The organism is Variovorax paradoxus, assembly GCF_009755665.1.
GTDB classification, from domain to species: domain Bacteria; phylum Pseudomonadota; class Gammaproteobacteria; order Burkholderiales; family Burkholderiaceae_C; genus Variovorax; species Variovorax paradoxus_G.
Genome location: NZ_CP046622.1, coordinates 2,226,157 through 2,250,743 on the forward strand (window position 1 = coordinate 2,226,157; position 24,587 = coordinate 2,250,743).

Sequence of the window (24,587 nt, forward strand, 5' to 3'; positions counted from 1 at the left end):
AGTGGTCGTGAATGGGGTTGTGGAGGCTCAGGCGGCGGCGACACGTTCGGCAATCGCCATGCCGATCTCGGTGGTCGATGCGGTGCCGCCCAGGTCGCGGGTGCGCGGCCCGTCGCGCAGCACCGCCTCGATGGCGCCGACGATGGCGTCGTGCGCGGCGCGGCCGGCGCCTTGTCCCTGCGTGAGGAAGTCGAGCATCAGCGCGCCCGACCAGATCATCGCGATCGGGTTGGCAATGTTCTGCCCGTAGATGTCGGGCGCCGAGCCGTGCACCGGTTCGAAGAGCGACGGAAACTTGCGGTCCGGGTTCAGGTTGGCCGACGGCGCCAGGCCGATGGTGCCGGTGGTGGCCGGGCCCAGGTCGGAGAGGATGTCGCCGAACAGGTTGCTTGCCACCACCACATCGAAGCGCGTGGGCTGCAGCACGAAGCGCGCCGAAAGAATGTCGATGTGCTGCTTGTCGAGCTTCACCTCGGGGTAGTCGCGGCCTATGGCGTCCGCGCGGCTGTCCCACCACGGCATGCTGATCGCGATGCCGTTGCTCTTGGTGGCCACCGTGAGCTGCTTGCGCGTGCGGCTGTTGGCCAGTTCGCAGGCGTAGCGCAGCACGCGGTCGGTGCCGTGGCGCGAAAACACCGATTCCTGGATCACGATCTCGCGCTCGGTGCCTTCGTACATCACGCCGCCGAGCGAGGTGTATTCGCCTTCGGTGTTCTCGCGCACCACCAGGTAGTCGATGTCGCCGGGCTTGCGGCCGGCCAGCGGGCAGGGCACGCCCTCGAACAGGCGCACCGGGCGCAGGTTCACGTACTGGTCGAACTCGCGGCGAAACTTGAGCAGCGACCCCCAGAGCGACACATGGTCGGGCACCGTCTCGGGCCAGCCGACGGCGCCGAAGTACAGGGCGTCCACGCCGCGCAGCTGCTCTTTCCAGTCGTCCGGCATCATCTGGCCGTGCTCGGCGTAGTAGTCGCAGCTGGCCCAGTCGATGGTGCGGCAATCGAGCTCGAAGCCGAAGCGCTCGGCCGCGGCCAACACCACGCGCAGGCCCTCGGGCAATACTTCCTTGCCGATGCCGTCGCCGGCAATCAGCGCAATCCGGAACGTGGGGATCATGCGTGTACCTCCCTGGTGACGGGGGCCGCTGCCACGGCCGCGTGGTCCATGTCGTCGAGCCAGCCGCGGCGCAGTTCGGGCACCGATCGCGCGAGCAGCTGGTAGTAGGGGTGGTGCGGGCCGCGGTCGTAGTCGGCGCGCGCCACTTGCGAGAGCTTGCGGCCATGCTGCATGACCACGATCTCGTCGCACACCGAGCGCACGGTGTGCAGGTCGTGGCTGATGAAGAGGTAGGACACGCCCAGTTCGCGCCGCAGCTCGGCCATGAGGTCGAGCACCGCCGCGGCCACCACGGTGTCCAGTGCCGAGGTCACCTCGTCGCACAGGATGAGGTCGGGCTCGGCCGCCAGCGCACGCGCCAGGTTCACGCGCTGCTTCTGCCCGCCCGAGAGCCCGCCCGGCAGCCGGTCGGCCACCGTGCGCGGCAGCTTCACCAGGTCGAGCAGATCGAAGATGCGCTGCCTGAGCGGCTCGCCGCGCAAGCCCTTGTAGAACTGCAGCGGCCGCGCCAGGATGCGCCATATGGTCTGCGACGGGTTCAGCGCGGTGTCTGCCATCTGGAACACGATCTGGATGCGGCGCAGCTCTTCCGGGGTGCGCTGTTGCAGCGTGGGCTTGAGCGCGTGCCCGTCGAACATGATGCTGCCATGGCAGGGCTTGAGCAGGCCCGCAACGGCCCGCGCCAGCGTGGTCTTGCCCGAGCCCGATTCGCCGATCACGCCAATGGCCTGCCCGTGGTAGAGCTTGAGATTGATGTCCTCGAGGATGAGCTTGGCCGGCTGGCCCTTGGAGTCCACAGCGCCGTAGCCGCACGAAAGCTCGTTCACGTGCAGCAGCAGCGCCGAGTCGCCCGAAGCCTGGCCCGAGGCGCGTACGGCGGGCCGCGCCGCCGCCAGCAGGCTCTTGGTGTAGTCGTCCACCGGGGTTGAGAGGATCTGCTCGGTAGCGTTCAACTCGCTCATCTTGCCGTTGCGCAGCACCAGGATGTGGTCCGCCATCTGCGCCACCACGGCGAGGTCATGGCTCACGTACACGGCGGTGGCGCGGCGCTCGCGCACCACGCGGCGAAAGGCGCGCAGCACCTCGATCTGCGTGGTCACGTCGAGCGCGGTGGTCGGCTCGTCAAGGATCACCAGGTCGGGGTCGCCGATCAGCGCCATGGCCGCCATCAGCCGCTGCAGCTGGCCGCCGGAAACCTGGTGCGGATAGCGCGCGCCGATGTTTTCCGGATCGGGCAGCGCCAGCTCGCGGAACAGCTGCACCGCCTTGGCTTCGGCCTCGGCCCGCTTGCACAGGCCATGGATGACGGTCGGCTCGACCACCTGGTCCATGATCGTGCGCGAGGGATTGAACGAAGCAGCCGCGCTCTGCGCAATGTAGGAAACCGTGCGGCCGCGCAGGCTGCGCTGGCGTGCCGCGTCGAGCGCCAGCACGTCGGTGTCGCCGATCTGCACGCGGCCGGCCGAGATGCGGCAGCCGCTGCGTGCATAGCCCATGAGTGCGAGCGCGGTGGTGGTCTTGCCGGAGCCCGACTCGCCGATCAGCGCCAGCACTTCGCCGGGCTGCACCGAGAAGCTCAGGTTGTCGACCAGCGTGCTGGCGCCCGCCATGATGTGCAGGCCCTGGACAGTGAGTGGTGCGCCCATCAGCGTGCTCCTCGTTCGCGCGCGGCACGGCCGGGCAGGTTGTCGATCACCAGATTGACCGCGATGGTCAGGCTCGCAATGGCCAGTGCCGGCACGATGACCGAGGCGCCGCCCATGGCCAGCGCGCCGATGTTCTCGCGCACCAGGGAGCCCCAGTCGGCCGCCGGCGGCTGGATGCCCAGGCCCAGGAAGCTCAGGCTCGCCAGCAGCAGCACCACGTAGACGAAGCGCAGCCCCAGATCCGCCAGCATCGGGCCCAGGATGTTGGGCAGGATCTCGCGCAGCATGATGTAGAGCGTGCCTTCGCCGCGCGTGCGGGCCACTGTCACGTAGTCGAGCGCGTTGATGTTGACGGCCAGCGAGCGCGCCATGCGATAGGCGCCCGGCACGTAGATGATGCCCGCCGTGATCACCAGCATCGGCACCGCCGAGCCGAAGCCCGCCACCATGATGAGCGCGAACATCTTGCTCGGGATGGCGGTGAGCGTGTCGAGCCCGCGGCTCAGCACCGCGTCGATCCAGCGGCCGCTGGCAGCGGCCAGCAGGGCCAGCACGGTGCCGGTTCCGCTGGCCAGCAGCGTGGCCAGGAGCGCAACGCCGATGGTGTAGCGCGCGCCCTCGATGATCAGCGCCAGCATGTCGCGGCCGAGGTAGTCGGTGCCCAGCCAGTGCTTCGCGCTGATCGGCTCGAAGACGTTCGAGGTGCCCGCGGCCGCCGTGCCGTGCGACAGCATCCACGGGCCGAGCAGCGCCGCAAGCGCCCAGAACAGCAGCACCGCGAGGCCCAGCAGGCCTGAAGGGCCGAAGCCCGCAAGCCAGCGCAGCGGTCCGCCCCGGCGCTTTTTCGGCACCGGCGCCAGCAAGGCCGCGGCCGCGACCGTGGAAGAAGTGGAGGTTTCCATGAAGCTTCCTTCCTTCAGCGATGCCGCAGCCGCGGGTTGGCGAGAATGCCGCAGATGTCGGCGGTCGTCACCAGGATCAGGTAGGCGCAGCAGAAGATCATGGCGCAGGTCTGCACCAGCGGCATGTCGCGCTGCGAGACGCCATCGACCATCAGCTTGGCAATGCCCGGATAGTTGAAGATGGTCTCGACGATGATCACGCCGCCCAGCAGGTACGAAAGGCTCAGCGCCACGGCATTGGCGATCGGCCCCACCGCATTGGGCAGCGCGTGCGCCAGCACCATGCGCATGGGCGAGGCGCCCTTGAGCCGCACCATCTCGATGTAGGGCGCCTCCAGCTGGTCGATCACCGCGGCGCGCGTCATGCGCATCATTTGCGCCACGATCACGCAGCACAGCACCAGCACCGGCATTGCGAAGGCGCGCAGCATCTGGCCCAGTGAATCGATGTCGCTGACGAAAGAGAGCGCCGGCAACCAGCGCAGCTGCACCGCGAACACCAGCACCGCCAGCGTTGCCACCAGGAACTCCGGCACCGACACCACGCCCACGGCAGTGGTCGATGCAGCGCGGTCGAACCAGGAGCCGCGCCACACCGCCGAGGCGATGCCGAGCGTCAGCGCAATCGGAACCGAGAACAGCGCGGTGACGGCGGCCAGCAGGAGCGAGTTGGGCAGGCGGCTGGCAACCAGCTCGGCCACCGGCATCTGCGTGGTCGCGGAGCGGCCGGGGTCGCCCTTGAGCATGCCGACGAGCCACTTGGCATAGCGTTCAGGCGCGGGCACGTCCAGGCCCATCTGCGCGCGCAACGCAGCCACGGCTTCGGGCGTGGCGTCCTGGCCGAGCTGCTCCTGCGCGGCATCGCCGGGCAGTACCGCGGTGATCGAGAACACGACCACCGACACCGCCAGCAGCGACAACAGCGCCAGCGCGATGCGCTGGGCCAGAAGCTTCAGGATCACATGGTTCATGTCGATGCTCCTGGAGACGAGGCGAACGGGCGCGGACGCGTTATACGTCCAGCCATACGTTCTCGGCGAAGTTGTAGCCCATGAGGCCGCCCAGCGGAATGGGCGACAAACCCTTGAGCTTGGAGGTGTGGCCGTCCAGGCTCGAAAGGAACAGCGGGATGCCGATGCCGGCGTCCTGATGGATCATGGTCTGCATGTCGGCATACATCTGCTTGCGCTTGGGCAGGTCGGTCTCGGCGCGCGAGGCCAGCAGCAGCTGGTCGAACTTCTCGCTCTTCCAGCGCGACTCGTTCCACGCCGCGCCGGACTGGAAGAACTGCGTCAGCAGCACGTCCGCGCTCGGACGCGGGTTGACGTTGCCGAAGCCCACGTGGCTGTTGAGCCAGTGGTTCGACCAGTAGCCGTCGGCCGGCATGCGCTTGATGTCGATCTCCAGCCCCGCGCGCTGCGCCGTCTGCTGCAGCAACAGGGCCATCTCCACGGAGTACAGCGCCGCGGGCGAGGCCACCATCGGCACCTTGCCGGTGATACCGGACTTCTGCAGGTGGAACTTCGCCTTGTCCAGGTCGAAGGGGCGCTGCGGCAGGCCCGAGAAGTAGAAGCGGTTGGTCGGGTCGATGGGCTGGTCGTTGGCGACCACGGCGTAGTCGAGCGCAATCGTCTTCTTCATCTGCTCGCGGTCGAACAGGTGCTTCATGGCGAGCACGAAGTCGGGGTTGGCGCCGGGGCCCACGTCCTTGCGCATCACCAGGTCGGAATACTGGCCCGACTGGGTGACCAGGATGCCGAAGCCGGGCGTTCCCTTCACGCGCTCCACCGAGCGCGGGTTGACCGAGCCGACCAGGTCCATGCCGCCCGACAGCAGCGCGTTGACGCGCGCACTCTCGTCGGTAATGCCCACGAATTCGATCTCGTCGAGGTAGGGCTTGCCGGGCTTCCAGTAGGCGTCGTTGCGAACCATCAGCGAACGCACGCCGGGCTTGAACTCCTTGAGCTTGTAGGGGCCGGTGCCGATGCCCGCGGCAAAGTCGGTGGTGCCTTCCTTGACGATGTGGAAGTGGAAGGTGCCCAGGATCACCGGCAGGTCGGCGTTGGGCGCGCTGAGCACGAAGGTAATCTCGTTCGGGCCGGTGGCCTTGGCGCTTTCGATCTGCTCGGCCAGCACCTTGGCCTTGGAGGCCGTGGCCGGCTCCTTGTGGCGCATCACCGAGAACACCACGTCGGCCGGCGTGAGCGCCTTGCCGTCGTGGAAGGTCACGCCCTTGCGCAGCGTGAAGACCCAGGTCTTGGCGTCCTTGGTGGTGAACGATTCGGCCAGCGCGGGCTGCGGCGTGAGGCTGCCGTCCAGCGAGGTCAGGCCGTTGTAGATCATGTTGCAGCGCGAGTAGTCGGTCTGGTTCGACTGCTTGGCCGGATCGAGCGTGTCGGTGGCGGCGGCGGTGGCGCCCGCCACCCGGATCCGGCCGCCCTTCCTGGGCGTTTGCGCATGGGCGGACACCGCCATGCCCGCAAGGCTGCCGGCGAGCGTGGCCTGCATGCCGCCGGCCATCAGCATTGCCAGGATGTCGCGCCGCGATGCGCCGCGTTTCAGCGACGCCATCACGCGAACGCTTTCGTCGGGACCGACGAGGTTTTCGAACCTCTTGTTGCTGCTGTCGTTCATGGTGGGGGACTCCTGTGGGCCGGTGACTGAAGATTGAAGAACAAACACGGAACGGAAAACGGCGGACTCCGCGGCGCTCAGGCCAGCTTGTCCTTGAGCGAGTAATAGAGCCCGACCGCCGGCAGGAACCAGGGCGGGCCGATGTGGCCGGGAATGGCTGGCCAGTCGCGGTCTTGCCAGGGGTTGGCGTCGGCGTCGCCGTTCATCACGGCCGCCATGCGCTCGCCCATGTGCACCGACATCTGCGTGCCGTGTCCGCTGTAGCCCATGGCGTAGTAGAGGCCGTTGCGCTCGCCGGCATGAGGCAGCCGGTCTTGCGTCATGTCGACCACGCCGCCCCAGCAATAGTCGAGCCGCACCGCGCCGAGCTGCGGGAAGGTCTGGGCCAGCCCGGCGCGCAGGATCTCGCGGCTGGCCATATCCGATTGGGGGCTGGACACAGAGAAGCGCGCGCGTCCGCCGAACACCAGCCGGTGATCGGCCGTGAGCCGGAAATAGTGATGGATGTTCGCGACCGTCGTGTAGGTGCGCCGGGCCGCGAGCAGGGCCTGGGCGCGCTCGGCGCCCAGCGGCTCGGTGACCACGATGAAGCTGCCGATGGGCACGATGCGCCGGCGCAGCCAGCCGAAGCTGCCGTAGCCGCCGTGCCGCGTGGCGCCCGTGGCCAGCAGCACCTGCTGCGCGGTGACGGTGCCGCCGGCGGTGTGAAGGCGATGCGCATGGCCCTGGCCCAGCCGCTCGATGCGGTTCACCTGTGTGCCGGTGTGGATCTGCGCGCCGTGGCGCTGCGCGGCCGAAGCCAGCCCCTGGGCAAAGCGGCCCATGTGCATCTGGCCGCTGCGCTTGTAGAGCAGGCCGCCGTGGAAGCGCTCGCTCTGCACTTCGCTGCGCACCTGCGCCGCATCGAGGACTTCGACGTCGGTGTCCACGCCGTCGCCTATGAGGCGACGCGCGCTGTTTTCAAGCGCCGCCATCTGGTTGGCGCGCGTGGCGAGCTTGAGCTTGCCGTGGCGCATGAAGTCGCAGTCGATGGCTTCGTCGCGCACCAGCCGCGCGACGGTGTCCACCGCGTCGTCGTAGGCGCGGTACCAGGCGCGGGCCTTTTCAATGCCGACCTTGGCCGCCACATCGGCATAGTCCACCGCCAGCCCGTTGTTCACATGGCCGCCGTTGCGCCCCGATGCTTCGGCGGCCACGCGCGTGCCGGCTTCCAGCACCGCCACCCTGGCACCGCGCTTGGCCAGCGCCAGCGCTGCCGAAAGGCCTGTGAAGCCGCCGCCCACGACCGCGACATCGACCTGCGCCGGCAGTGCATGCACCGCGGGAGCGAAGGCCGGCGCGGAATCGGTCCAATAGGAGTCGAGCTTCATGGCGTGGGGCATTGCAAGCTGGAAAATCAGAGCCCGACGACGCCCGGCAGGCCGCCGATGTCCTTGATCTCGGTGTAGCGGTAGGCAGGGTTGCCCGGGCCGTGGCCGCGGTTCACGAACACCTTGTTGACGATGCCGATGTCGTCGGCCGACATCAGGTCGTAGCGCAGGCTGGAGGACACGTGCAGCACGTCTTCGGGGTTGCAGCCGAGCGAGTCGAGCATGTATTCGAAGGCCTGCAGGCGCGGCTTGTAGGCTTGGGCCTGCTGCGCGGTGTAGACGCGGTGGAAAGGCGCGCCGAGCATGGCCACGTTCTTCTGGATCTGGTCGTCCGAGGCGTTCGACAAAATGACCAGCGGGATTTCCTTGGCCACCTTGGCAAGGCCCGCGGCCACGTCGTCATGAGGGCCCCAGGTGGGCACGGCGTCGTAGTACTTCTGCCCGTCGCTGTCGAAGTACTGGATCTTCCATTTCTTGCACAGGCGGCGCACCGCGTTCTTCAGCACCACCTCGTAGGGCTGCCACGCACCCAGCACTTCATCGAAGCGGTAGGCGGTGAAGTCGGTGACGAACTGCTCCATCTGCTCGGGCCGGATGCGGTCGGCAAAGAGGTCGACGGTCAGCTCCTTCATGCGGAACCGGGTGAGGGTGCCGTAGCAGTCGAAGGTCACGTATTTGGGACGGAAAGTCATGGTCTCGGTTCCTGTTCAAAAGGGTGGCAAATGCGACGAACTCATTACGAAGCGATTGCAGCACGCCCTCGCTCGAGGTATGTAGGGAAAAAAGGCGCCTGGCGAAGCGAAGCTGCGGTTTGCGGTGCCGGCCACGGCATGCCGTGCGGTGTGCCCTGCGGACGTGCGGCCGTGCACCGTGGTGCATCGCGGCAAAGTCTGCAAGCACACTTTTGAAGCGCAGGCTGGCTTGGCGGATTGAAGGGCGTGCATGGCGAAGGTCATAGGAAGTGGCGGTCGATCCTAGGCACGATGGCCCAGCATTTGTATGCGTATGCAGCCGCTCCGCCGCAGCGAATTGCAAAACCGGGGTGCTCGGCAACCGAAGCTTGCAAGTTGCGAAACGGGCCGATTTCGGTCTGGTGCGGCGCCGCAATGTCGTCCAAGATGGATGCGCCATTCCGCCGAAACTGAGAGTTTTCCCTATGCCTGAACCCACTTCGAACGCACCCGCCATGGACGGCGTGGTGCTCAGACCGATGACGGCCGCCGACCTTCCGCATGCGCATGCGCTTTCGGCCGAACTGCGTTGGCCGCACCGTCCCGCCGACTGGGAGCAGATGTTCTCGCATGCCGAAGGCGTTGCGGCCGAGCGCGACGGCGAAGTCATTGCTACAGGCCTGCGCTGGCTCTGGGGCAAGACCCACGCCACCATCGGCCTCGTGATCGTCTCGCCCGCCTGCCAGGGCCGCCGCATCGGGCACCGGCTCATGAGTGCATTGCTCGATGGACTGGACGATCGCACGGTGCTGCTGCATGCCACTGCGGAAGGGCGAGGGCTTTATGAGCGGCTCGGCTTTGTGCGCACCGGCGAGATGCGGCAGCACCAGGGCCTTGCACAGCCGGCACCGCTGATTGCGCTGCAGCCCGGCTGGCGCCTGCGGCCCGCGGGCCTCAACGAATTGCCCGCGCTTCAATCGCTCGACGCGGCGGCTCGAGGCATGCCGCGCGACGCCCTCGTCGCCGAGCTGCTGCAAGCCGCCGACGCCTGCGTGGTGCTCGACCATGACAACGAGCCGAAGGGCTTCGCCATGTTGCGGCGCTTTGGCCGCGGCCATTCCATCGGCCCGGTGGTCGCGCCCGACGTCGAGGGTGCAAAGGCGCTGATTGCGCATCTTGCGGGCATGAATGCCGGCAATTTCACGCGCATCGATATCGACTTCGACAGCGGCCTGGCTGAATGGCTGGAGAGCGTCGGCCTGCTGCGCGTGGATGCGCCGACAACGATGGTGCGGGGTGGGGCGGCTGCTGCGCCTGTGGGCTCGCCTTCGTTGTTTGCCATCGTTACGCAGGCTGTGGGTTAGGTTGTTCGGTTCGTGGTGCGCACCCGCCGACGGGGTACCTTGCTCCGCGAATGTCCCCGGCCTGCGGCCTCCTCCTTTATTTCGCTGCGCAAGGCACCCCGCCAGCGGGTGCGTTGCAAAGAGCGGTGGTTTATCAGCGGTGCACCAGCAGCGTGTCCAGGTGCACAGGGCATCGGGTGCTCCGCGCAGCGAAATAAAGGAGGAGGGCGAAGCCCGGGGGACATTCGCGGAGGGGAGTACCCGGTGGCCTGTGCGCCCGCCCTGAACAGCAATGTGAAAAACACAAAACACACCTGAATCATGAAAACCACCTTCCTCTACAAATCAGACCCCGTACGCGGACGCCAATGGGCCGAAGTGTTCAGCCAACGCCGCCCCGACATCGACTTCCGTATCTGGCCAGACATAGGCGACCCGGCGCAGGTGCGCTTTCTCGCGGCCTGGGAGCCGCCGAAGGACATTGCCGAACTGTTCCCGAACCTGGAGGTTTTGTTCTCCTCTGGCGCGGGCGTCGACCAGTTCGACTTCACCGCATTGCCTCCGACATTGCCCGTGGTGCGCATGGTCGAGCCTGGCATCGTCAACGGCATGGTCGAGTACGTGGCGCATGCGGTGCTCGGCCTGCATCGCGACATGCCCCAGTACCGCCGGCAGCAGCAGGAAGGCCAATGGAAGCCGCTGCCGGTGCGACCTGCGAGCGAACGGCGCGTAGGTGTGCTGGGACTCGGCTCGCTCGGACAGGCAGTGTTGGCGCAGCTTGTCTCTTTGGGTTTCGACTGCGCCGGCTGGAGCCGCTCGCGGCATGAGGTGCAGGGCGTGCAGTGCCATGCGGGTGCCGACGAGTTGCCTGCGTTTCTTGCGCGCACCGACATCCTCGTGTGCCTGCTGCCGCTCACCGATTCGACGCGCGGCTTTCTCGAAGCGAAGCTGTTCTCCATGTTGCCCATGGGCGCGGGGCTGGTGCACGTGGGCCGCGGGCCGCATCTGGTCGAACATGACTTTCTGGAGGCACTCGCCAGCGGCCGCATCGGCGATGCCGTGCTCGACGTGACCGACCCCGAACCGCTGCCGGCTGAGCATGCCTTCTGGCGCCATCCGCGCATTCAACTCACTCCGCACATCGCGAGCATGACGCAGCCACTGAGCGCCGCGCAAGCCTTGCTCGACAACCTGCGCCGCTTCGAAGCCGGCGAGTCCATGGTCGGCCGGGTGGACCGCGCCAAGGGCTACTGAGGGCTATTGAAAAGCCCGCCGCATGATGTGCTGTGGCAAGGCGCATTACCGCAGCGTGCTTCGCGCAGACCCCCCAAAGCAGCACCACGGCATGCGGCACGCCGCCTAAGCTGAGGGCATTCGGAAGCTTCCTTCGCTCTCGCTTAACCCCACACAGCCATGACGCATCCCACCGCATTGCCGCAACTCGCCGCGCTCGACGCCCTCGACCGCGCCCACCTCATCCACCCCGTCTCGCCATGGCGCAAGCACGAGCAGCGCGGCCCTACGGTGCTGGCCTCGGCGCGCGGCGCATGGCTTACCGATGCGAACGGGCATGAACTGCTCGACGCGTTTGCGGGCCTCTGGTGCGTGAACGTGGGCTACGGCCAGGAAAGCGTGGTGCAGGCGGCGGCAGAACAGATGCGGCGCCTGCCGTATGCCACCGGCTACTTTCACTTCAGCAGCGAGCCGGCCATTCGCCTGGCCGAAAAGCTGGTGCAGATCACGCCCGCTTCGCTGACCCGCGTGTACATGACGCTCGGCGGCTCCGAAGCCGTCGATGCGGCCGTGCGCTTCATCGTGCAGTACTACAACGCCATCGGCAAACCGTCGAAAAAGCAGTTCATTGCGCTGGAGCGCGGCTACCACGGCTCTTCGTCGACCGGCGCGGGGCTCACGGCCTTGCCGGTTTTTCACCGGGGCTTCGACCTGCCGCTGCCCACGCAGCACTACATTCCGTCGCCCAACCCGTATCGCCACGCCGAAGGGGCCGACCCGCAGGCGCTGATCGCCGCCTCGGTGGCCTCGCTGCGCGCCAAGGTGGCCGAACTCGGCGCCGAGAACGTGGCCGCATTCTTCTGCGAGCCGATCCAGGGCTCTGGCGGCGTGATCGTGCCGCCGAAGGGCTGGCTCAAGGCCATGCGCGATGCGGCACGCGAGCTCGACATTCTCTTTGTCGTCGACGAAGTCATTACCGGCTTCGGCCGCACCGGCCCCATGTTTGCCTGCGAGGCCGAAGGCGTGGAGCCCGACCTGATGACCATGGCCAAGGGCCTCACATCGGGCTACGTGCCGATGGGCGCGACCATGATGTCCGAGAAGGTCTATGCCGGCATTGCCGACGGGGCGCCCGCCGGCGCTTTGGTGGGCCACGGCGCCACCTACTCGGCCCACCCGGTGAGCGCGGCGGTCGCGCTCGAAGTGCTGCGGCTCTACGAAGAGGGCGGGGTGCTTGCCAACGGCCAGCGCGTGGCGGCCGACTTTGCGGCGGGGCTCGATGCGCTGCGCGCGCATCCGCTGGTGGGCGATTCGCGGCACCGCGGCCTGCTGGGCGCGCTGGAGCTGGTGAGCGACAAGCAGAGCAAGCGCGGTTTCGATGCATCGCTCGGCCTGGCGGACCGCGTCTTTGCTGCGGGCTACCGCAACGGACTCGTGTTCCGCGCCTTTGGCGACAACATCCTGGGCTTTGCGCCGGCGCTCACCTTCACCGAAGACGAGTTCACGCAGATGTTCGTGCGCCTGAAGAAAACGCTGGACGACGTGCTGGACGCCGCCGAAGTGCGCGCAGCGCTGGCTGGCTGACCGGGAAAGCACTGCCTCAGGGCTCCGCCGGCAAAGCAGAATCGGACTTCTCCGCTTTTTCAGGACCGCCATGTCTGAAGCTTTCAAAATCGACCGACTCGACCTGCGCATCCTGGCCCAGTTGCAACAGAACGGGCGCATGACCAACGTCGACCTGGCCGATGCCGTCGGCCTGTCGCCCAGCCCCTGCCTCATTCGCGTGAAGCGGCTCGAACAGGCCGGCTACATCGCCGGCTACGGTGCGCATCTACGGCTCGAAAAGCTCGGCGACACGCTCACAGTGTTCACCGAGGTCACGCTGCAAGACCATCACCGCGAAGACTTCGTGCGCTTCGAGGCCGCGATCCGCGAGGTGGACGAGGTGCTCGAATGCCACCTGGTGAGCGGCGGCTACGACTACCTGCTGCGTTTCCTGACGCGCGGGGTGAACCACTACCAGGAAGTGATCGAGGAACTGCTCGAGCGCAACATCGGCATCTCGAAGTACTTCAGCTACATCGTCATCAAGTCGCCGTTCATCAAGACGCATTGCCCGATCGAGCGGCTGTTTCCACACCCGCGCTGATCGCGTGTAGAAGGCCGGGGCTTGCGCCGGCCTCGTCGCGGTTCGGCCGCGTTCCCCGCGGCTATGCGGTCGATCTTCCGCGGCACGCCGCTGGTGCTGCAGCTGATCTTGTTCTACAACGCGCTGCCGCACTTGGGCATTGTGCTGCCCGGGCTTCTGGCCGTCGGCCCGGCCAAGGGCGCGCGCATCGAGATCGATCTCGTGGCGCAGCGCGGTCAGCGCCCCGCGTCTACCGCATCGGCCAGTTCGGCGAGCGTGCGGAAGTGGTAGTCGGGTTCGGTGCGCTTGGATTCGATGGTTCCGCCGGAGCCTTTTTGCGCGTGGCGCCGCTCGATCCAGCAGGTGGCAATGCCCAGTTCCTTCGAGATGCCGATGTCGTGGTATTGGCTTTGCGCCACGTGCAGGTTGTCGGCCTGCTTGTAGCCCCAGGCGCCTTCGAAGCGGCCGCGAGCGTAGGCGAAGTAGCGCGCATCGGGCTTCTCGCACAGCGCATCGTCGCAGCTCAGCAGCATGTCGAAGGGCGAGCCCAGCGTCTTGTCGAAATGGGCGAGCGCCCAGTGCTGCGCATTGGTCATGGTGACGAGCTTGAAGCGCTTGTGCAGCCGCTTGAGGGCTTCCACTGAATCCGGGAACGCGGGCCACTGCGCAACGGAAGCGCGCAGGCCTTGCGCCAGCGCATCGCTGTCAGGCAGGCCCAGCGCGGGTGCGATGGCATGCCAGCAGCGCTCCAGGTCGTCGGGGTACCAGCCGGCATTGCCGTCGGCGCGGGCCTTTCGGTAGGCGGCCAGAAATTCCTCGTCGCTCACGCGCGCATCGGGCACCGCCGAGCGAAGGTAGGCGAGCATGCCGCCCTCGAAGTCGATCAACGTGCCGACCACGTCGAACGTAAGAACCTTGAAATCTTGCAGGGACATGCGAATAGCTCCAATCGGTGCGGACAAGGCAAGAGATGCCGTTCGTCGATGAGCATAGGAGCGCCGGTGGATCCGTTCGAACCGAAGTGGGCCGGTGAATCAGCACGGGATTTCGCAATCGGTGCCGCGCCGGCATCTTCTTTGGCGGCGCCGCCAAACGATCGCTTTCCTTGAGGAAACATTAATTACATCTCGACGCAAGGTGGGGTATTTGGCCGGGTCTTTTCTGTTGCCGCGGCGCAATTTGCGTGCGGTTGCCTTTGTCGAATGGATCGACAAGGTGCGTTCCCGCGCTCCCTGGCCTGCCTCAAACGAGGTACCCGATGGGGTATGTCACGAGTTAGTACGTCTGTTTACATTGACCTTGCGGAACGGGATCCGGGTCAGTGGAGGCAACTTTTCAAACGCCTGCCTGGATGCGGTCGCAAAGAACTTAAGCATTAAGGAAAAGGCTGTGAACAAGACTATTCGTGTTTTTTGGAATTCTCCGATCGACAAGTCCCCGGTCGACATCGTGGGCACCGTGGCCGACCACCGCCTGCACGCCATCGCCCTGTCCGTGCTGCTTCTGGGCGCAGCCCTGGCCCTGCCCGCAGGCGCCGCCGGCGGCAGCGGCGGCCAGCCCGTGGGCGAGACCGCCCTGCGCGCCGGCGACGGCGGCAGCGACGGCCAGGGCGGCACCGGCGGGATCAACGACACGACGGTCAACGCCCACGGCGGCGACGGCGGCGCCTCCACCGAGGCCGGCCCCAGCGCCGGCAGCGCCGCCGACATCGGCAGCTTCGGCGGCGCCACCCCCGGCGCAGGCGGTGCGGCTGGTGCCGCCACCACAGAGGTCTCGCCCGGCGTGTGGCAGGGCGACGCGGGTGCCGCCGGCCAGTCCCAGACCGGCGACATCGCCAGCGGCAACGGCTACGGCGGCGGGGGCGGCGGCGGCCAGATCGGCAATGCCATGGGCCCGGCCACCACCGCGGCCGGCTTCTCCGCCACCGGCGGTGCCGGCGGCGCCGGCGGCCATGGCTACTGGGCCGCGGGCGGCGGCGGTGCGGGCGGCCATGGCGCCACGCTGCTCGACCCCCTGGCCGATGTGACCGCCAGCGGCGTCTTCACCGGCGGCGCCGGCGGTGCGGGCGGCGATGCCTTCTCCCAGGCCGGCGGCGGCGGCAGCGGCGGCGGCAGCGGGCTGTGGCTGCGCAGCGCCACCCCGGGGCTCACATTGACCCACGACGGCACCTCGGCGGGCGGCGCCGGCGGCGCGGGCGGATCCGAATCGCTGCCGGCGCGCAGCAACGCCTCGGGCGGCGGCGGCGGCGCCGGCGGGGCGGGCCTCACGCTCGCGGGCAGCGCGGCAGTGACAGTGGTCAACACCGGCCAGCTCCTGGGCGGCGCCGGGGGCGCGGGCGGTGCCGGCGGCGGCGGGGTGGCGGCACCGGCACGCCGGGCAACGGCGGCGACGGCGGGGCCGGGCTGGCCTCGGTCGGCGCAGGGGGTGCAATCGTGATCAACAGCGGCACCATCGCCGGCGGGGCGGGGGGTGCCGGTGGAGCCAGCAGCAACGGCGGGGCCGCAGGTCTTCCGGGTTCCGGCGGCGCCGGGGTGAGGGGCGCCGACCTGGACCTGCAGAACAGCGGCACCCTGGCCGGCGGGCTGGGCGGCGACGGGCTCACACGCGCGCCGGCGGTGGCCTTCACCGGCGGCAGCAGCAACCGCCTGGTGCTGAACGCGGGCGGCACGCTGCTGGGCGCGGTGGCGATCGACAGCGGCGCGAGCGCGCGCATCGTGGCCGGCGCGGACGGGCTGGACCTGGGCAATGCGCTGCTGCTGGGCGGCACGGGCACGATCGACAGCAACGGCCACGGGCTGGGCTGGTCGGGCCCGGTCTCGGGCGCGGGCGAGCTGGTGAAGGTGGGCGCGGGCACATTGACCCTGAGCGGGGCGAACACGTACACGGGCGCCACCCGGGTGGCGGCGGGCAGCCTGCGCGCGGGGGCGGCGGGCAGCTTCAGCAGCGCGAGCGCGTTCACGGTGGACGCGGGGGCGGTGCTGGACCTGGCGGGGCACAGCCAGACCATTGCGGGCATGGCCAGCGCGGGCACGGTGTCGCTGCTGAGCGGCTCGCCGGGGGCGACGCTGACGGTGCAGGGGCCCTGGGTGGGCAACGGCGGCACGCTGCGCCTGGGTACGGCGCTGGGGGGGGCAGCGGCAGCCTGAGCGACCGGCTGATTTTGAGCGGCTGCACGGCGATTGCCAGCGGCACGACGAACATCCAGGTGACGAACCTGGGCGGGCTGGGAGCGCTGACGGTGGGCAGCGGCATCGAGGTGGTGACGGCGATGAACGGGGCCACGACGACGGCGCAGACCACGCGCGATGCGTTCCGCCTGGCCGGCGGGCATGTGGATGCGGGGGCCTACGAGTACCGGTTGCATGCGGGGGATGCCTCGGGGGCGGGGGAGAATTGGTATTTGCGGTCGACCACGACCGTCGTTCCTCCGGGCGACGGCGGCGGCACCCCGCCGACCGAAGGCGGGGGCGCTGCCGCACCGAGCGGAGAGGGCCTTGCCGCCCCCGAACCTGTGCTCGGCATCATCGTGCCCACCTACCGCGCCGAAGCCTCGCTGTATGCGGCGCTGCCGAGCCAACTGCGCCAGGGAAACCTTGCGATGATCGGCGACCTGCACAAGCGCATAGGCGATGACGATGCAAAAGGCGCCGCTGCAACTTCGACAAGCCCCGCGGGCTCGGAGCGCCGCGCCTGGGCCCGCGTGCTCTCCACCGACATCGACATTCGCCAGGGCGGCACCGTCTCGCCCTCCAGCAAGGGCCGCCTTACGGGCTTCCAGGCCGGCACAGATTTGATGGCCGCAACCAACTGGCGCGCCGGCCTCTACGTGGGCCAGCTCGACGGCGACGGGCGAGTCAGCGGCTTTGCGAGCGGCCTGCAAAACCAGCACGTGGGCCGCAACGACCTGCGCAGCCAGTACTTCGGCATTTACGGCACCTACACCGGCAACGGCGGCTTCTATGCCGACGCGGTGGTGCAGTCGGGCCGGCACCGCTACACGGTGGAGCCGGTGCTGGGTGCGGGAGTCGAAGGCAAGGGCCGCAGCCTGCTGGGCTCCATCGAAGTGGGCCAAGCCTTTCCGCTGGGCGCCAGCGGCTGGAGCGTCGAGCCGCAGCTGCAACTGGTGCACCAGCAACTGGACCTGGACAACTCGGTCATCGCCGGCGCAATCGTGCAGCCGGACGCCGACAGCGGCTGGATCGTGCGCGCAGGGGTGCGGGTCAAGGGCACGGTTGCCACCGGCCTGGGCACGCTCCAGCCATACGGGCGCTTCAACGTCTACCGGAGCTCGAGCGGCGCGGACATTGCGCGCTTCGTCAACGGCGCGAGCCGCACCGACATCGCATCGTCCACCGGCGGCACGAGCACCGAGCTGGCCGGCGGCTTCACCCTCGCGCTCGGCAACAGGACGAGCGTCTACGGCGAAGTGGGCAAGCTGTGGGCCTCGGGCGGCGACACCAGGGTGAAGAGCTCGATCAATGCATCGGTGGGTGTGCGCGTGAAGTGGTGAGGCGGGCATTGCTGCCTGCGCTGGCGCAGTTGCGGGAGTGCGACTGCGCCAGCACACCGACGCGGTGTCTACCTACAACAAAGCCTGCATGAAAGAGCCACGTTCAGCCTGCAGGCGGGCGAGGGCACGCCTGGCATCCAACATCGACATTGATCGGGGCCCGGCGAATGCCCACCATGAACAAGCTCAAGCAACTCCCCCGCCTTTGCAAAGAGGCGGCCATGGCCTGGGTCGACGACTTCGCACCCAGCATGGGCGCGGCGATCTCGTACTACACGATGTTCTCGCTCGCGCCCTTGCTGGTGATCGTCATTGCCGTGGCAGGCGCGCTCTTCGGCACCGAGGCCGTGCAAGGCCAGATTGCCGCGCAGCTGTCGGGACTGATCGGCCAGGAGGGTGCGCAGGCGGTGCAGGCCCTGGTCAAGAGCGCCAACGAGCCGTCTCGCGGACTGATTGCCGGGGCCATCAGCGTGGTGGTGTTGATCGTCGGCGCCACCACGGTGTTTGCCGAACTGCAAAGCGCGCTCGACCGCATCTGGCATGTGCCCGAGCGCGCGAAGCCGAGCGGCGTGTGGGGCATTCTGCGTGCGCGGGTGCTGTCGTTCGGCCTGATTCTTGGGCTTGCCTTTCTGCTGATGGTGTCGCTGGTCGTCAGTGCCGCGCTGGCGGCGGTGGGCAGCTGGAGCAGCGGGCTTTTCCCGGGGTGGGAGCTCTTGCTGCAGGTTGCCAACGCGCTGGTTACGCTGGGCATTCTCACGCTGCTGTTCGCAATGATCTTCAAGCTGATGCCGAGCACGCCCATCGCATGGCCTGACGTGTGGATTGGCGCGGTGGTAACGGCGGTTCTCTTCGAGGTCGGCAAGGTACTGATTGGCCTGTACCTCGGAAAAAGCAGCGTCAGCGAATCGTTTGCCGCGGCCGGCTCGCTGGTGGTGCTGCTGGCCTGGGTGTATTACGCCGCGCAGATATTCCTGCTGGGTGCGGAGTTCACCAAGGTCTATGCCAATGCCCATGGCTCGGTGGCCGCCTCCAGGGCGCAGGCTGCGACGGAGGCCGCGGCGGAGCAGGCCCGCACGGGCACGGACAGCGCCGCTGCACGGCAGCCCGGAACGGAGAAGCTCGAGGCGATCGAGAAGATGGAAAACGCGCAGCGGGCACTCGAGGTGCGCACAAGGAAGGCCACCGCCAAGCTGCTACAGCAGGCGATCGGCCTGTTTGCGATCAGCGTGACGACCACGCTGCTTGCGCGGCGGCGCAAGCAGCGCCGCCGCCGTGCCGCGCGCATGCAACGGGAAATTCGCCGCACGGGGTGAGGCGAAATCCGGCCCTCACTTGGACCGCGTCAGCCCGAAGAAGGAGTCGAGTATGTGGAAGTGATCGTCATGGAACTGGTCTTCCATGCCGGCCAGCTTTGCAATGGGCACCCACTCGGCGGATGATGCGTCGTCGCCGGCCGTCAGCTCCGGCGGGCGGCGCGGGCCCAGGTCGAACCAGTGCGCGTGGGTAATGACGCGGCCCTTCTGGCTGCGGTCTGGGTTGTCGAACACCTGCACCGCCTTGAACGCGCTTTGAATGTCGCTGTCGAGCAGGCGCAAGCCGGTTTCCTCGTCGAGCTCGCGCAGGGCCGACTGCCACACCGTTTCTCGCGGCTCGAGATAGCCGCCCGGCACCGCCAGCATGCCCTTGCCCGGCGAGCGGCCGCGCCGGATCAGCAGCACCTGGTCGCCGCACTGAACCACCGTGTCGACCGTGACGAAGATGACGGGGTAGGGCGTGCCCGCCCACATGGCCTTGTCCTGGCGCAGGCTCTCCCATTCTTGTGTCAGCGCGGCATAGTGCGGCAGGCTTGCCCAGGCGCGCAGAAACTGCAGCGTGCTCGCGGGTGCCTGGTTCACCAATGCAGCCAGAGCCGCTTCCAGCGAACCATCGGCCGCCGCTCCAAAGTACGCATCGCGCAAAGCGCTGGCGTGAATGTCACCCTGCAAGCCGGTGTCGTCGAGCGTCCATTGCGGAAAGTCGCGCAGGTACACGCTGGTCGCGTCCTTCAGGTGGCCGACCAGCAGCACCGAGGGTTGGGCTGGGTACATCTCGGCCACGCCCTGTTTCACGGCCGCCACCCAGCGCGCCTGGTCGTAGTAGTCGCGCACGGGCAAGAACTTCAGCCGCTCGCGGTCTGCTTGCGGCAGGGCGAGGCGAATCATTTCCGCGCGCTCTTCCCACGTGAAGGGATTGCGGGGCGTGCGGGCCTGGAAAGAGGAGCCCAACACCACCACGCATTCGGGCGCCGCGGCCAGCGCGCGCCTCAGCAGCGCGAGCTGCGCGTTGTGGAAGATCTGGAATCGCCCGATGTAGACGGCGACGTCGTGGGCCTGGGGTGTGGCTGGTAGTTGGTTTGTCATTGGGGTTCTCAAGACAGTTTGGCTGCAATCGGCATCTGGCGCCCGGAGCCGAAGGCTCGCGCCCTGACCCGGACGATCGGCGGCGATTGCCGCCGCTTGTATTCATTGCGCGCGACCATGCCGCGGATGCGCTCGAGAAGCGCTTCGCCGGATGCTTGGGCGCGCAGCGTGTCGACGAATGCGCGCGCCTCCTGGTACTCGTGCTGCGCAAGTCGGGAGCCTTCGATCAGCAGCTTGAGGATCTGGTCGAGCACGGGATAGGGCGGCAGGCTGTCGACATCCTTCTGGCCCGGCGCCAGTTCGGCCGAGGGCTCCTTGTCGATGATGGCCTGGGGAATGATCTCGCGACCCGCCGTTTCGTTCAAGTGCCGCGAGAGGGCGAAGACCTCGGTCTTGTAGAGATCGCCGATCAGGCCCAGGCCGCCGTTGGTGTCGCCGTAGAGCGTGCAATAGCCGACCGAGATCTCGGACTTGTTGCCCGTGGTCAGCAGCAGATGGCCGAAGCTGTTGGAGTACTCCATGAGAATGGTGCCCCGCACGCGCGCCTGAAGATTCTCCAGAGCCACGCCGCGCAGCTCGCCGCCCAATGCCGATTCGAAACCTTGCGTGAACTGCGACACGATGCCCGCAATGGCATGGTGCTTGAGCGGCACGCCCAGGTTGCGGCACAGGGCTTCGGAGTCGCTGACCGAACCTTCCGATGAAAAGCTCGACGGCATCGTGATGCCGACCACGTTCTCGGCCCCCAGCGCTTCGACCGCCAGCGCCAGTGTCAGGGCCGAGTCGATGCCGCCCGACGAGCCGACAACGGCCTGGCGAAACCCGCAGCGCCGCGCATAGTCGCGCAGGCCCAGCACGATCTGCTGGCGGTAGAACTCCAGGGCTGGCAAGCCCTCCGGTGCGACCGGCGACGGAGCCTTGCCGGCTATCGTCAAGAAGCGGCCCTTGTCGAAACACAGCGTGCTCACTTCTTCCGCGAAGCGCCGCGCTTCGTACACTACACCGGCCTGCGGCTCGACCGCAAACGACGCCCCGTCGTACACGAGCTGGTCGTGGCCTCCCACCTGGTTGACGTAAAGGATCGGCAGGCCATTGCGGCGGCTGGCCGCGCCGAAGATCTGGTGCCGCTGCTCGCGCTTGCCGATGTTCGACGGGCTCGCGTTGATCGACACCACCAGGTCGGGCGCCGCATCGCGCATGCGCTCGAACGGATTCACGAGGTAGTCCTGCCCCTCGTCGTTCCAACCGTCCTCGCAGATCAGCAGGCCCACCTGAAAGTCGCGGATGCGAAGCACGCGCGCCACGTCGGGCCCCGGTTCGAAGTGACGGCGCTCGTCGAAGATGTTGTAGGTGGGCAGCAGTTGCTTGGTGTATTCGAGCAGCACTTCGCCCCCGCGGATGACGCGCAGCACGTTGCGAAGCTTCTTGCCTGCGCCTTCGCGCCGTGCCGGCAACCCGACGGCCCAGTGCAGCGCAGGCATCTGGCGAGATGCCGACAGCAGCTCCTGGAAAGCGGCCTCCACGCGGTCCATGAAGCCTTCTTCTTCCAGCAGGTCGGCCGGGTAGTAGGCGGTGAGCGACATTTCGGAAAACACGACCAGGTCGGCCTCTTCTGACGATGCCTTGCGCGCAGCCTCGATCATTCGCGCGGCATTGCCGCGCAGGTCGCCGATGGTGTAGTTGAGTTGGGCGGCGGTGATTCGGAGCATGGCTCTCAACTTTCGATGTGAAAGACCTGGCGCAGATAGGCCAGGAAGGTCTGGTCTTCGCACAGCGTCTTGCCCGGGCTGTCGGACAGCTTGGCGACGGGCTGGCCGTTGCACCCGGTGAGCTTCATCACGATGTTCAGTGGCGTGAGGCCGACGTCGTTGGTCAGGTTGGTGCCTATGCCAAAGCCGGTCTGCGTGCGGTCGGCGAAGGTGCGGTACAGCCGGATGGCCGTCTGCAGATCGAGCCCGTCGGAGAACACCAGCCGCTTGGTGTGCGCATCGATGCGCAGCCTGGTGTAGTGCGCCAGCGCCTTTTCGCCCCATACGACCGGGTCTCCGGAGTCGTGGCGAAGGCCGTCGAACAGCTTGGCAAAGTACAGGTCGAAGTCGGCCAGGAAGGCGTCCATGCCGACCACGTCGGTCAGCGCCACACCCAGGTCGCCGCGGTACTCCTGCACCCAGCCCTCGAGCGCCGCATTCTGGAAGTCGCGCAGCCGCACGCCCAGTGCCTGGTAGGTCTGCAGGTATTCATGTGCCATGGTGCCGATGGGCACCAACTCCAGTTCCTTGGCCAGCAGCACGTTGGAGGTGCCCTTGAAGTACATGGGCACTTCGCGCTTGAGCGTGGCGACCACCTCCCGCTGCCAGTCGCGCGAATAACGGCGGCGGACGCCGAAGTCGAAAAACTCGAAAGGGTGCCGGGCCGCCGGCTCCTGTGCAAAGCCGCGCAGCAGCTCGATCTTGGCCTGCAGGCGCTTGCGGCCCTCGGCCAACGCCGCGTCCGCATCGAAGCGGCGGAAATACAGCTCGTTGACCATGGCCAGAACGAAGATCTCGAAAGCCATGGTGTGGACTTGCGGCCCGACCGCCCGGATGTGCAGCGCATCGCCTTCCACCGTGGCAGAGATGAATTCGCGCTGAAAGCTGAAGATGCGCAGGAAGTCGACGAAATCGCTCTTGATGTAGCGCAGGCCGCCCAGGTAGGCGAGTTCGCCGGGCGCAAAGCGCAGGGTGCAGAGATGGTCGAGCTGCTCGTCGACGTCCGAAAGCAATTCGGCCAGCGGATAAGCGGGCTGGTTGCGGCAGACGAAGGTGTACTCGGCCTGCGTTTGCGGGTGGCTGTGCAGCATGGCCTGCCACATGGTGAACTTGTACAGGTCGGTGTCCAGCAGGCTGCGGATGATGGGTTGCATGGTGTGGTCCTTCGCTGTTCGTTCGGTCAGATGTTGGCGGTCAGTATGGAAAGCACTTCGGCACTGGTGAGAAGCCGGGCGCCGCGGTTGCCCATGTCTTGCAAGAATGCCTGGTGCTGCGCCTCGAAGCGGGTTACCGGGCTCATGCAATCGGTAACGAGCACCAGCTTGGCGGGATTGCCGGAGGGCAGGTTGGCGGCAATGTGCTCGGTGGTGGCCTTCACGCAGTGGCTGCTGGCTTCGCCCGCAATCACGATCAGGTCGGCCCGGTCGAGCGATTCCACCAGCGGCATGTTGAGCAGGGTGGCGGGGTCGTCCTCGTCCGGCACTTCGGCCTGAATGGCGCTGTAGTGCTCGGTCCACGGGTTGCTGCCCTTGCCGACCTTTTGCACCACGCGCAGTTGCTCGTCCTCCCAGGCGTTGTAGGCGGCCTTGACCGCGGCGTGCACGTTGTGCCCCCAGCTGCCGATTTCGCAATGCACCGGCCACACCATCAGCGTGTAGCGGCCCCGGCGCTCGAGCTCGTCGATGTAGGCCAGCGCCCGGGGCAGGGCAGCAGGGTCACGCGGACGGTAGTCGCCGGCGTTGACTTCTGCCGCAGTGATCGAGGTGAAAGGCTGCACACCGCCGCCATCCCGCGTTTGCCAGAACGTGGGGTGCGCAATGTCGAACCTGTGGTGCGAATCAAGCGTGACCGTGATGCCGCCAATGCCTTGCGAGCCCTCGCGGATGAGTTGGGCCACACGCAGCATGTCGGCATGGGCACCCGCAACCGGCAGGGCCGGCTGCAACTGCGCGCCCGTGGCTGCGTCTGCCGGAAGCCAACCGGCCGGAAGGTCGCAGAAGTCGTTTTGCGGATCGATCAGGAGAAGTTGGATGTTCTGCTTCATGGTGTTCTCTTGGTTGAGTTGTACTGTGCAACTATATGGGTTGCATAGTACAACTTAGTAGGAAGAAGTCAAGCGCCGAGCTCCGAGGCGTCGCGCGGGCTGAACGTGCGGGGAAACAGGGCCGCCTGGGACCGATCGCGCAGGCGGTAGCCCATGGCCGGCCGGCCGAAGGTGCCTTCTACGGTGCCCGCTTCTTCCATGAAGCCGGCGTCGAGCATCCGCTTGCGAAAGGCGCTCTTGTCGACGGGGCGGCCCAGCACGACCTCATAGGTGTGCTGCAGCTGCGGCAGCGTGAAGGGTTCGCTCAGGAGAAAGGCAGGCAGCGAGGTGTATTCGACCTTGCTGCGCAGGCGGGCGATGGCGGCCTCGAGGATTTCGGCGTGGTCGAAGGCCAGGCGCTTGCGGGTGGCCGCGGCGGCGCCGATCCATTCGACCTGCGCGGCGTTCGCTCCTTTTTCGAGCACCAGGTCCTGGCTCGGCACGAGCGCGAAGAACGCGTGCGTGGTCGACCAGCCCCGCGGGTCGCGGCTTGCGCCGCCCCAACTGCCCAGTTGCTCGAGGTACGGCGCGGAAACACCGGTCTTTTCTTGCAGCTTGCGCAGGGCGCAGCCGAGCAGGCTGGCGTCCTTGTCGACGTCGATGAACCCTCCCGGCAGGGCCCAGCGACCCGGGAACGGCTCGTGGGCATCGCCGGGGCGGCGCATCAGGACGACCTTCAGCTCATCTTCCAGCACGGTGAAGATAACGACGTCGACAGTGACCAGCGGCCTCGCGAATTTCAACTCGGCCGGTGTGTTGGATGGTTTCAAGACCGGGCCTCCTTTCCAAAGAGGTTGCACTGTA

At 67.3% G+C, this 24,587-nt stretch carries 19 protein-coding genes and 1 pseudogene; 7 read left to right on the forward strand and 13 right to left on the reverse strand.

What is annotated here, in order from left to right:
• Positions 1-27: 27 nt before the first annotated feature.
• The 7 genes from GOQ09_RS10455 to GOQ09_RS10485 form a co-directional block, all read right to left on the reverse strand.
• Positions 28-1,116, reverse strand: a complete 1,089-nt coding sequence (locus GOQ09_RS10455) for a tartrate dehydrogenase (protein WP_157613364.1) — start codon at positions 1,114-1,116, stop codon at positions 28-30.
• Positions 1,113-2,762 (reverse strand): ABC transporter ATP-binding protein, encoded by a 1,650-nt coding sequence (locus GOQ09_RS10460; protein ID WP_157613365.1) that lies wholly within the window; start codon positions 2,760-2,762, stop codon positions 1,113-1,115. The genes GOQ09_RS10455 and GOQ09_RS10460 overlap by 4 nt, the downstream gene beginning before the upstream one ends.
• Positions 2,762-3,664, reverse strand: coding sequence for an ABC transporter permease (locus tag GOQ09_RS10465; RefSeq protein WP_157613366.1), 903 nt, complete (start codon positions 3,662-3,664; stop codon positions 2,762-2,764). Before GOQ09_RS10465 ends, GOQ09_RS10460 begins: the two co-directional genes overlap by 1 nt.
• 14 nt (positions 3,665-3,678) lie before the next feature.
• On the reverse strand, positions 3,679-4,635 hold the full coding sequence (locus GOQ09_RS10470) for an ABC transporter permease (RefSeq protein WP_157613367.1): 957 nt from the start codon (positions 4,633-4,635) through the stop codon (positions 3,679-3,681).
• A 40-nt stretch (positions 4,636-4,675) separates the two neighbouring features.
• On the reverse strand, positions 4,676-6,298 hold the full coding sequence (locus GOQ09_RS10475; protein WP_157613368.1) for an ABC transporter substrate-binding protein: 1,623 nt from the start codon (positions 6,296-6,298) through the stop codon (positions 4,676-4,678).
• Positions 6,299-6,375: 77 nt separating this feature from the next.
• Positions 6,376-7,668 carry an NAD(P)/FAD-dependent oxidoreductase gene (locus GOQ09_RS10480; protein ID WP_157613369.1) on the reverse strand — a complete coding sequence of 431 codons (1,293 nt, stop codon included), beginning with the start codon at positions 7,666-7,668 and terminating at the stop codon, positions 6,376-6,378.
• A gap of 26 nt (positions 7,669-7,694) precedes the next feature.
• Positions 7,695-8,360, reverse strand: a complete 666-nt coding sequence (locus GOQ09_RS10485) for a haloacid dehalogenase type II (protein ID WP_157613370.1) — start codon at positions 8,358-8,360, stop codon at positions 7,695-7,697.
• Between the two features lie 464 nt (positions 8,361-8,824).
• On the opposite strand from GOQ09_RS10485, the gene GOQ09_RS10490 reads away from it, so the two are divergent.
• The 5 genes from GOQ09_RS10490 (at position 8,825) to GOQ09_RS10510 (ending at position 13,334) form a co-directional block, all read left to right on the forward strand.
• The gene (locus tag GOQ09_RS10490) at positions 8,825-9,703 is read left to right on the forward strand and encodes a GNAT family N-acetyltransferase (protein WP_157613371.1); all 879 of its coding nucleotides are present in this window, start codon (positions 8,825-8,827) and stop codon (positions 9,701-9,703) included.
• Between the two features lie 300 nt (positions 9,704-10,003).
• Positions 10,004-10,936, forward strand: a complete 933-nt coding sequence (locus GOQ09_RS10495) for a 2-hydroxyacid dehydrogenase (RefSeq protein WP_157613372.1) — start codon at positions 10,004-10,006, stop codon at positions 10,934-10,936.
• 159 nt (positions 10,937-11,095) lie between these two features.
• Positions 11,096-12,499, forward strand: coding sequence for an aspartate aminotransferase family protein (locus GOQ09_RS10500; RefSeq protein WP_157613373.1), 1,404 nt, complete (start codon positions 11,096-11,098; stop codon positions 12,497-12,499).
• Positions 12,500-12,569: 70 nt separating this feature from the next.
• Positions 12,570-13,064 carry an Lrp/AsnC family transcriptional regulator gene (locus GOQ09_RS10505; RefSeq protein ID WP_015865681.1) on the forward strand — a complete coding sequence of 165 codons (495 nt, stop codon included), beginning with the start codon at positions 12,570-12,572 and terminating at the stop codon, positions 13,062-13,064.
• A 63-nt stretch (positions 13,065-13,127) separates the two neighbouring features.
• Positions 13,128-13,334 carry a hypothetical protein gene (locus GOQ09_RS10510; protein WP_157613374.1) on the forward strand — a complete coding sequence of 69 codons (207 nt, stop codon included), beginning with the start codon at positions 13,128-13,130 and terminating at the stop codon, positions 13,332-13,334.
• Here the strand turns inward: GOQ09_RS10510 and GOQ09_RS10515 are convergent.
• Positions 13,280-13,978 carry an HAD-IA family hydrolase gene (locus GOQ09_RS10515; RefSeq protein ID WP_157613375.1) on the reverse strand — a complete coding sequence of 233 codons (699 nt, stop codon included), beginning with the start codon at positions 13,976-13,978 and terminating at the stop codon, positions 13,280-13,282. The two genes, GOQ09_RS10510 and GOQ09_RS10515, sit on opposite strands and share 55 nt — an antisense overlap.
• Positions 13,979-14,432: 454 nt before the next feature.
• On the opposite strand from GOQ09_RS10515, the pseudogene GOQ09_RS26600 reads away from it, so the two are divergent.
• Together GOQ09_RS26600 and GOQ09_RS10535 are read left to right on the forward strand one after the other, a co-directional pair.
• A pseudogene (locus tag GOQ09_RS26600) lies at positions 14,433-17,553 on the forward strand (autotransporter outer membrane beta-barrel domain-containing protein).
• Between the two features lie 176 nt (positions 17,554-17,729).
• Positions 17,730-18,866, forward strand: coding sequence for a YihY/virulence factor BrkB family protein (locus GOQ09_RS10535; RefSeq protein ID WP_242631066.1), 1,137 nt, complete (start codon positions 17,730-17,732; stop codon positions 18,864-18,866).
• Between the two features lie 15 nt (positions 18,867-18,881).
• Here GOQ09_RS10535 and GOQ09_RS10540 read toward each other — a convergent pair whose 3' ends face one another.
• The 5 genes from GOQ09_RS10540 to GOQ09_RS10560 form a co-directional block, all read right to left on the reverse strand.
• A complete protein-coding gene (locus tag GOQ09_RS10540) occupies positions 18,882-19,952 on the reverse strand; it encodes an NUDIX domain-containing protein (protein ID WP_157613379.1) in 1,071 nt (356 codons plus the stop codon).
• Positions 19,953-19,960: 8 nt separating this feature from the next.
• Complete coding sequence (locus GOQ09_RS10545; RefSeq protein WP_157613380.1) at positions 19,961-21,661, reverse strand: NAD+ synthase; 1,701 nt, start codon at positions 21,659-21,661, stop codon at positions 19,961-19,963.
• A gap of 5 nt (positions 21,662-21,666) precedes the next feature.
• Positions 21,667-22,854 carry a nicotinate phosphoribosyltransferase gene (gene pncB, locus GOQ09_RS10550; protein ID WP_157613381.1) on the reverse strand — a complete coding sequence of 396 codons (1,188 nt, stop codon included), beginning with the start codon at positions 22,852-22,854 and terminating at the stop codon, positions 21,667-21,669.
• A gap of 26 nt (positions 22,855-22,880) precedes the next feature.
• Positions 22,881-23,744: a cysteine hydrolase family protein gene (locus GOQ09_RS10555; RefSeq protein ID WP_157613382.1), complete on the reverse strand. Its 864-nt coding sequence runs from the start codon at positions 23,742-23,744 to the stop codon at positions 22,881-22,883.
• Positions 23,745-23,812: 68 nt separating this feature from the next.
• Entirely contained in the window at positions 23,813-24,553 is a 741-nt protein-coding gene (locus GOQ09_RS10560; RefSeq protein ID WP_157613383.1) for an NUDIX hydrolase, read from the reverse strand.
• Positions 24,554-24,587: the final 34 nt, after the last annotated feature.

Bases quoted from the DNA above. Each gene is read 5' to 3' on its own strand.
- GOQ09_RS10500 (WP_157613373.1), top strand. From the start codon at position 11,096: ATGACGCATCCCACCGCATTGCCGCAACTCGCCGCGCTCGACGCCCTC.
- GOQ09_RS10535 (WP_242631066.1), top strand. From the start codon at position 17,730: ATGAACAAGCTCAAGCAACTCCCCCGCCTTTGCAAAGAGGCGGCCATG.
- GOQ09_RS10455 (WP_157613364.1), bottom strand. From the start codon at position 1,116: ATGATCCCCACGTTCCGGATTGCGCTGATTGCCGGCGACGGCATCGGC.
- GOQ09_RS10485 (WP_157613370.1), bottom strand. From the start codon at position 8,360: ATGACTTTCCGTCCCAAATACGTGACCTTCGACTGCTACGGCACCCTC.
- GOQ09_RS10510 (WP_157613374.1), top strand. From the start codon at position 13,128: ATGCGGTCGATCTTCCGCGGCACGCCGCTGGTGCTGCAGCTGATCTTG.
- GOQ09_RS10480 (WP_157613369.1), bottom strand. From the start codon at position 7,668: ATGAAGCTCGACTCCTATTGGACCGATTCCGCGCCGGCCTTCGCTCCC.
- pncB (WP_157613381.1), bottom strand. From the start codon at position 22,854: ATGCAACCCATCATCCGCAGCCTGCTGGACACCGACCTGTACAAGTTC.
- GOQ09_RS10465 (WP_157613366.1), bottom strand. From the start codon at position 3,664: ATGGAAACCTCCACTTCTTCCACGGTCGCGGCCGCGGCCTTGCTGGCG.
- GOQ09_RS10545 (WP_157613380.1), bottom strand. From the start codon at position 21,661: ATGCTCCGAATCACCGCCGCCCAACTCAACTACACCATCGGCGACCTG.
- GOQ09_RS10495 (WP_157613372.1), top strand. From the start codon at position 10,004: ATGAAAACCACCTTCCTCTACAAATCAGACCCCGTACGCGGACGCCAA.
- GOQ09_RS10475 (WP_157613368.1), bottom strand. From the start codon at position 6,298: ATGAACGACAGCAGCAACAAGAGGTTCGAAAACCTCGTCGGTCCCGAC.
- GOQ09_RS10460 (WP_157613365.1), bottom strand. From the start codon at position 2,762: ATGGGCGCACCACTCACTGTCCAGGGCCTGCACATCATGGCGGGCGCC.
- GOQ09_RS10470 (WP_157613367.1), bottom strand. From the start codon at position 4,635: ATGAACCATGTGATCCTGAAGCTTCTGGCCCAGCGCATCGCGCTGGCG.
- GOQ09_RS10515 (WP_157613375.1), bottom strand. From the start codon at position 13,978: ATGTCCCTGCAAGATTTCAAGGTTCTTACGTTCGACGTGGTCGGCACG.
- GOQ09_RS10490 (WP_157613371.1), top strand. From the start codon at position 8,825: ATGCCTGAACCCACTTCGAACGCACCCGCCATGGACGGCGTGGTGCTC.
- GOQ09_RS10555 (WP_157613382.1), bottom strand. From the start codon at position 23,744: ATGAAGCAGAACATCCAACTTCTCCTGATCGATCCGCAAAACGACTTC.
- GOQ09_RS10505 (WP_015865681.1), top strand. From the start codon at position 12,570: ATGTCTGAAGCTTTCAAAATCGACCGACTCGACCTGCGCATCCTGGCC.
- GOQ09_RS10540 (WP_157613379.1), bottom strand. From the start codon at position 19,952: ATGACAAACCAACTACCAGCCACACCCCAGGCCCACGACGTCGCCGTC.